This is a genomic window from Lactiplantibacillus garii (genome assembly GCF_003885105.1).
Taxonomy (GTDB): Bacteria; Bacillota; Bacilli; order Lactobacillales; family Lactobacillaceae; genus Lactiplantibacillus; species Lactiplantibacillus garii.
The window spans coordinates 1-1,624 of sequence record NZ_QWZQ01000105.1; the positions used below are offsets into that span (position 1 = coordinate 1).

The following is a 1,624-nucleotide window of genomic DNA, read 5'->3' on the forward strand; positions in this document are numbered from 1 at the left end:
CTGCTCCGAGTCAAGTAGACAGTTCAAATAATTAAAATAGCTATGCAGTTTTTAGAATGGCATGATTCCGAAATTCTTTCGGGGTCATGCCATTTAGTGTTTCTTGGCGACGCTTGTAGTTATACCAGTTAATACATTTTTCGATAAGTTGAACCATTTCTTCTTGATTTAATGCATGGTGAAAATTGAAGAACTCGGTCTTCATATGACTCCAGAAGCTTTCCATAGGACTGTTATCTCCAGGGGTTCCTGGACGCGACATACTATGCTTAACCCCATTGCTAGCTAGATGGTCGTTAAATACTCCAGATGTATAGCTTGATCCCTGATCTGAGTGTAAAACCGTTGGTTTTGCACCATTGCTTATTGCTAATGCCTTATCAAATGTTCGAGTCACCAAATCGGCTGTCTCAGTTTCTTCAATGTCCCAAGCAATGATACTGTGGTCGTTCAGGTCTTTAATCGCACTAAGTCTCAAACGTTCACTGAATTTCCAACCAAAACGTAGCTCTGTACAATCAGTTACCCAGACCTGATTTGGCTTGTCTGGCTTAAAATCATGGCCTTCATCTGAAAGGAGGAGGTTATTACTGATGTGCTCTTTCCGTTGAGCTTTTCGATCATGCTGTGCCACGCGAATTGAAGCCACGATACCATTTTCACGCATGATTCGGCGCATTTTTCCGGCACTAGTTCGATATGTTGTATCGCAATGAAGGTTCATCATTAATCTTCGTACACCAAGGGTGTATTCGTTCTCCTCTTCAATAGTTTTGACGTACTTTAATATCTCTTTATCTTCCAGAGCGCGTTTGCTTGGGGTTCGGTGTATCCATTTGTAGTATGCAGCACGTGAGACTTTCATAAAACGACACATAAAACTAATCCCATAAACTTGGTTTGTATCAGGGTTCACCGTAGTTGCTAACGTTTGGATTGTTTCGTAGATGTGTAATGAGCGGCATCCAACCTTTCCAATTCTTGGAGTTTTTTTAGGACTGCATTCTCTGTCGATAAATGTTCAATTCGGGCCTTTAGACGCTTGACCTCCAGGTCACGCTTCTCGTTATCTGTAAGCTGGTCATGTACAGTCTTTCCCTTACCACGACGATCGACAAGGGCTTCTGGTCCACCTTGTTTAAACTTCCGAGTCCACGAGTAAACCTGACCATATGACACGTTGTACTTATTCATGGCGCGTGAGTAATCCATATCGTTTGCTATAATCCATTGAACAATTTCTACACGTTCCAGCTGGGTTGTTTTCCGACCATCTTTCACTTGTTTCACACTCCTAGTGGTGAGTTGTTTACCACTAGTATACTGATGAACCCATTGATAGATAGTACTAACGTTAGGAATATTATATTTATCGCATAATCGAGGATAAGAACTGTGCCCTTCTAGGTACTCCAGAACTATTTTTAATTTCAATTCACTTGGATACTTTCCCATGAGTCGATGCCGCAGGCCATCGATTCCTTGTAATCTGTAACGCTTTACCCATCGGTTTACTTGACTATGTTCAACTCCATATTTTCTTTGAACGGCATTAGGAGCCATTCCCTGAGTAACTAGACCAATGTAAAACAACTTCTCTTTAATCGTATAGCGAGAACCTTTT

2 protein-coding genes are annotated in these 1,624 nt (G+C 41.3%); both read right to left on the reverse strand.

Going from position 1 to position 1,624, the window contains the following annotated elements; all coding sequences use genetic code 11:
* Positions 1-40: 40 nt before the first annotated feature.
* Positions 41-916, reverse strand: coding sequence for an IS3 family transposase (locus D1831_RS14175; protein ID WP_125073449.1), 876 nt, complete (start codon positions 914-916; stop codon positions 41-43).
* A gap of 8 nt (positions 917-924) precedes the next feature.
* A partial coding sequence (locus D1831_RS14180) for a helix-turn-helix domain-containing protein (protein ID WP_125073450.1) occupies positions 925-1,624 on the reverse strand: 700 nt, incomplete at its 5' end.